This is a genomic window from Streptomyces sp., assembly GCF_031178505.1.
Lineage (GTDB): Bacteria > Actinomycetota > Actinomycetes > Streptomycetales > Streptomycetaceae > Streptomyces > Streptomyces gulbargensis.
Genome location: NZ_JAPSIW010000563.1, coordinates 1 through 4,723, shown reverse-complemented (window position 1 = coordinate 4,723; position 4,723 = coordinate 1). Strand labels below are relative to the sequence as shown.

Here is a 4,723-nt window from a genome sequence, read left to right as displayed (position 1 = left end):
CGGCCGCCGCCACCAGGCAGAACACCACGGCGGCCATCGTCCGCCACCCGGTCGTGCCCACGGCCCAGGCCGCCGCCGCCCAGGCGGCGAGGGCCGGCGGCACGAGCCGCAGATCGGCCGGCCCCTCCTTCTCCACCCGGGCGCCCGCCTCCCTGTCGGGCTCCGGGCGTGTCCGCGCACCCGGACCTCCCGAAGGCTCCGCCACCGGCCCGGCCGGACGGCCTCCCGGGCTCATGGCCGGACCAGCGGTTCGAGATCCGCGAAGCGGCGCTCGCCGATGCCGTCGACGTCCCGCAGCTCCGCGACCGTGCGGAAACCGCCGTGCCGGCTGCGGTGGTCCACGATGTGCTGCGCAAGGACCGGTCCCACGCCCGGCAGCGAGTCGAGTTGTTCCGCCGTGGCCGCGTTGAGGCTCAGCGGTGCCGCAGGGCCCGGGGCACCGGCGGCCGGGCCACCGGCGGGTCCCGGGGCGGCGCCCGGTCCCGGGCCGCCGCCCGGCGGCCCCGGCAGACCGACGAGGACCTGCTCACCGTCCAGGAGCACCCTCGCCCGGTTGAGACCGGTCAGATCCGCTCCCGGTTGCGCCCCTCCCGCGGCGCTCAGGGCGTCCGCCACCCGCGACCCCGCAGGCAGCGTCAGCACCCCGGGACGGCGCACCTTGCCGCTGACGTCCACGACGACATTCGGCTGGCTCGCCGCGCTCGCCACGGCCGTCGGTGGAGCGGCTTGCGCCGGAAGCGGCGTGGACACCTCCGACGCCGAGGCGGCCACCGGCGGCGGGACGGCACGCACCACGTCGGGTGCCCGGACCGGCTCGGGCCGTCCCGTCCAGAAGAAAGCGCCCGCGATCACGGTCGCCACGGCGAGGACCACCGCGAGCGCGGCCAGCGTCCTCGGTTCGAGACCGCACCGCGTCCGCACCCACAGCGGGATCCGCTCCCGGACCGCCTCCGCGAACCGCTCCCGCCGTCCCGGCGGTGAACGGCGGGCCGTCGCCCCCTCCCGGCCCCCCGTCTCCGGAACCTCCGTCACCTCCGGCAGGCGGGCCTCCGGAAACAGGGCGGCTCCCCTGACCCGTACGGCATCCCCGCCGATCGGAAGCGGGTCCCGGGCCGTCGCGGGGTCCCGGCCCGGAAGCGTCACCGAGCCCGAGCCCGCACCCGCCGCACCCGTCCCGCCGACGCGGGAGCGTCGCCGGGCCGGCCCGGGAGGCGACCCGCGGCCGCCCGTCCTGCTCCGTCCGTCGGAACCCGGCGCACGGCCGGGCCCGCTCGTCGGAGCCGCCGGGGCGCTGCCGGTGCCGAACGCGGTCGTGGCGGTGTCTGTGCGAAGAACCATGCTCGTGACGGTAGGGATCGCCGCCTCGCCGTGCCGGTCCGCGCCATGTTCCGTGGACAGCCGCCCGGTTGTGGAAAACTCCCTCACTCTTCCGGGTGAGGGGCCGGCGGTCAGCGGGGGGAGACGACCACCGCGAGCAGACCGGGCCCCGTGTGGGCGCCGATGACCGCACCCACCTCGCTGACCTGGAGGTCCTCGATGGCCGGCAGGCGCTTTCGCAGGCGGTCGGCGAGCACGGCGGCCCGCTCGGGTGCGGAGAGGTGGTGCACGGCGACGTCGACGGGGCCCGTTCCGGCCCGTTCGACGGCGATCTCCTCCAGGCGCGCGATGGCCTTGGAGGCGGTGCGGACCTTCTCCCGCAACTCGATGCGGCCGCCGTCGAGTTCGAGGAGCGGCTTGACCGCGAAGGCGGAGCCCAGCAGGGCTTGGGCGGCGCCGATGCGGCCGCCCTTGCGCAAATAGTCGAGGGTGTCGACGTAGAAGTAGGCCGAGGTGTTCGCCACCCGTTTCTCGGCCGCCGCGGCGGCCTCGTCGAGAGAGCCGCCGGCCTCCGCGACCTCGGCCGCCGCGAGCGCGCAGAAGCCCAGGGCCATGCCGACCATGCGGGTGTCGACCACCCGCACGGGGACGGGGGCCTCCTTCGCGGCCAGGACGGCCGCGTCGTACGTGCCGGAGACCTCGGAGGACAGGTGCAGGGAGACGATGCCCCCCGCCCCGGCCGCGGCGGCCTCCCGGTAGGCCTCCGCGAAGACCTCGGGTGCCGGGCGCGAGGTGGTGACGTGTCGCCGTTTCTGCAGGGCCTCGGCCAGGGATCTGGCCGAGATCTCGGTGCCCTCCTCATAGGCGCGGTCACCGATGACGACGGTCAGCGGGACCGCGGTGATCGCGTGCCGCTCCATCGTCTGGGGTGGCAGGTAGGCCGTGGAATCGGTGACGATCGCGACATGCCGGGACATGAGCGGGAGGTTACCCGTCACGGCCGCCGTGCGGCAGTCCGCCCCCTGCCCGGCCCGGGCCCGGGACGGCGCGGGCCGGGCAGGGCAGCACGGCGCCGACGGCCCGGTCACCCTCTCCCCGCGGGTCCGATGGGGCCCCGTCCGCTCCGTCAGGTGGTGCTCTCCGGGCGGGCCGACTTCTCCCACGGGTAGGCGGTCAGCCGCGGATCGCGCGGCGGAAGCGCCTGGGGCCCCTCGGCCGCCCCCGTCCCGCCGGCACCCGCCGTCGTGTGTCCGGTGGCCGCCGGTCCCGGCTCCCCCCAGGGGTCGGCGGACGCGGTCGCACCGCCGGCGGCGGCCTGCGGTCCGCCCTCCGCGCGGTCCCAGTGGCGCAGTGCGCCCGCCTCCATGTCGATCTGGGCGGACAGCGCCGACAGGTCGTCCTCGGCGAACTTCCGGGCCCGCTCCCGGGCGGCCCGGCGCAGGGCCTCGGCCGAGCCCGTGATCCGCTCCGTCCGCGCGGTCAGATCGGGGAGCTGTGCGGCCACCCACGCCCGGTCGGGCTCCTTCTCCAGCCGCTTGAGGTCCTCGTCCAGTTCGAGGCCGTGGGCACTCAGCCGCTGGAAGAGGTCGAGGGACTCCCGCAGGGAGGCGTCCTCGACGGCACCGGCCTTCAACGCCTCCTGCGTGGCCCGCATCGACGTGCGCAGCGACAGTCTCAGCCGGGCCAGCTCGCCCGCGACACCCGCCTGGCCGATGCTCTTGGCGCGCAGCGTCGTGTCCTCGACGGTCCGCCGCGCCTGGTCGATCGTGCGGTCCACCCCGCGCTTGGTCGCCTTGACCACCTTGACGGTGGCGTAGACCCCGAGCGCCACGAACGCCAAGAACAACAGCGCCAGGATCGTGACAATCGCGGCATCCATGTGCGCCCCTCCGGTGTCCGTCGGCTTCCACGGTTGTGGTTCCTCCACGGTAAACGGAACGGGCAGGCCGGAGGTTCCATCGGAACCCCCAACCTGCCCGTAGGGGAAACCCCTGGGTCGGTCCGCGGTGGCTAGCCGGCCACGATGTTGACCAGCTTCGGCGCGCGCACGATCACCTTGCGGATCGGGGCACCGCCCAGCGCGTTGACCACGTGCGGGTCGGCCAGGGCCAGCGCCTCCAGGTCGGCGTCGGTGATCGACGGCGGGACCTCCAGGCGGGCCTTGACCTTGCCCTTGATCTGCACGACGCAGGTCACGGTCTCGTCCACGACGTACGCCGGGTCGGCGACCGGGAAGTCCTGGTGGACGACCGACTCCTCGTGGCCCAGTCGGTGCCACAGCTCCTCGGCGATGTGCGGGGCCAGCGGGGCGACCAGCAGCACCAGCTGCTCGGCGACCGTGCGGGAGACCGCGCCACCGGACTTGGTCAGGTGGTTGTTCAGCTCGGTGATCTTGGCGATGGCGGTGTTGAAGCGCATCGCGGCCATGTCCTGGGAGACGCCGTCGATCGCCTTGTGCAGGGCGCGCAGCGTGTCCTCGTCGGGCGCGGTGTCGACGACGGTGACCTCGCCGGTCGTCTCGTCGACGATGTTGCGCCACAGCCGCTGCAGCAGCCGGTACTGGCCGACCACGGCGCGCGTGTCCCAGGGCCGCGAGACGTCCAGCGGGCCCATCGCCATCTCGTACAGGCGCAGGGTGTCGGCCCCGTACTCGGCGCAGATCTCGTCCGGGGTGACCGCGTTCTTCAGGGACTTGCCCATCTTGCCCAGGACGCGGCTGACCTTCTCACCCTGGTACCAGAAACCGCCGTCACGCTCCTCGACCTCGGCCGCGGGGACGGCGATGCCGCGCGCGTCCCGGTAGACGTAGGCCTGGATCATGCCCTGGTTGTACAGCTTGTGGAACGGCTCGGCCGAGGAGATGTGGCCCAGGTCGAACAGGACCTTGGACCAGAAGCGGGCGTACAGCAGGTGCAGCACGGCGTGCTCGGCGCCGCCCACGTACAGGTCGACACCGCCGGTGGGCATGCCCTCCCGCGGTCCCATCCAGTACTGCTCGATGGCCGGGTCGACCAGCTCCCGGTCGTTGTGCGGGTCCAGGTAGCGCAGCTCGTACCAGCAGGATCCGGCCCAGTTGGGCATGGTGTTGGTCTCGCGGCGGTACCGCTTGGGGCCGTCGCCCAGGTCCAGCGTGACGTTGACCCAGTCCTCGTTGCGGGACAGCGGGGTCTCCGGCTGGGTGTCGGCGTCGTCCGGGTCGAAGGTGCGCGGCGAGTAGTCCTCGACCTCCGGCAGCTCCAGCGGCAGCATCGACTCGGGCAGCGGGTGGGCGACGCCGTCCTCGTCGTAGACGATCGGGAAGGGCTCGCCCCAGTAGCGCTGGCGGCTGAACAGCCAGTCGCGCAGGCGGAAGTTGACGGTGCTCTCGCCGATGCCGCGCTCGGCCAGCCAGGCGGTGATCCTCGCC

4 protein-coding genes are annotated in these 4,723 nt (G+C 74.1%); all 4 read right to left on the bottom strand.

Going from position 1 to position 4,723, the window contains the following annotated elements; genetic code table 11:
• Window positions 1-231 precede the first annotated feature (231 nt).
• Window positions 232-1,032: a ComEA family DNA-binding protein gene (locus tag RIF68_RS27810; RefSeq protein WP_309054051.1), complete on the bottom strand. Its 801-nt coding sequence runs from the start codon at window positions 1,030-1,032 to the stop codon at window positions 232-234.
• Window positions 1,033-1,448: 416 nt separating this feature from the next.
• Window positions 1,449-2,294: a DegV family protein gene (locus tag RIF68_RS27805; RefSeq protein ID WP_309054050.1), complete on the bottom strand. Its 846-nt coding sequence runs from the start codon at window positions 2,292-2,294 to the stop codon at window positions 1,449-1,451.
• Window positions 2,295-2,443: 149 nt separating this feature from the next.
• The gene (locus tag RIF68_RS27800; protein ID WP_309054049.1) at window positions 2,444-3,196 is read right to left on the bottom strand and encodes a hypothetical protein; all 753 of its coding nucleotides are present in this window, start codon (window positions 3,194-3,196) and stop codon (window positions 2,444-2,446) included.
• A gap of 131 nt (window positions 3,197-3,327) precedes the next feature.
• Window positions 3,328-4,723: class I tRNA ligase family protein (locus RIF68_RS27795; protein WP_309054048.1), on the bottom strand; the 1,396-nt coding region annotated here is incomplete at its 5' end.

What these genes read in the sequence shown, in the direction of transcription:
- RIF68_RS27805 (WP_309054050.1), bottom strand. Translation starts at nt 2,294, where the DNA reads ATGTCCCGGCATGTCGCGATCGTCACCGATTCCACGGCCTACCTGCCA.
- RIF68_RS27800 (WP_309054049.1), bottom strand. Translation starts at nt 3,196, where the DNA reads ATGGATGCCGCGATTGTCACGATCCTGGCGCTGTTGTTCTTGGCGTTC.